The sequence below is a fragment of the Pseudomonas sp. SIMBA_068 genome (assembly GCF_046534705.1).
In the GTDB taxonomy this organism is placed as follows: domain Bacteria; phylum Pseudomonadota; class Gammaproteobacteria; order Pseudomonadales; family Pseudomonadaceae; genus Aquipseudomonas; species Aquipseudomonas putida.
This window is the reverse complement of record NZ_JAWRYI010000240.1, coordinates 1-314: the sequence shown is the minus strand read 5'-3', so window position 1 is coordinate 314 and position 314 is coordinate 1. Positions and strand designations below refer to the sequence as shown.

Sequence of the window (314 nt, the reverse complement as noted above, 5' to 3'; positions counted from 1 at the left end):
CGGTACACCGCACGATGGATGAATTGGCGCCGTTGCTCGACTACCGGCCCGAAACCCTGGTGTGGAATGCCGAAGGCGGTCGCCTGGACCTGCTCCATCACGGCCGCGCCGAAAGCCTTGCATACTCGCGCATCATCGTTGCCACCGGCGCCACCGATCGTATCCTGCCGGTGCCGGGCTGGACCCTGCCTGGGGTGTACAGCCTTGGCGCTGCGCAAATCGCCTTGAAGTTTCAAGGCTGTGCCATCGGTGAGCGCGTGGCGGTTTGCGGCAGCGGGCCGTTGCTGTATCTGGTGGCGTATCAATACGCCAAA

1 protein-coding gene is annotated in these 314 nt (G+C 63.7%); it reads left to right on the top strand.

Annotation, left to right across the window (positions count from 1 at the left end; genetic code table 11):
• A partial coding sequence (locus SB756_RS29000; RefSeq protein WP_410912980.1) for an FAD-dependent oxidoreductase occupies positions 1-314 on the top strand: 314 nt, incomplete at both ends.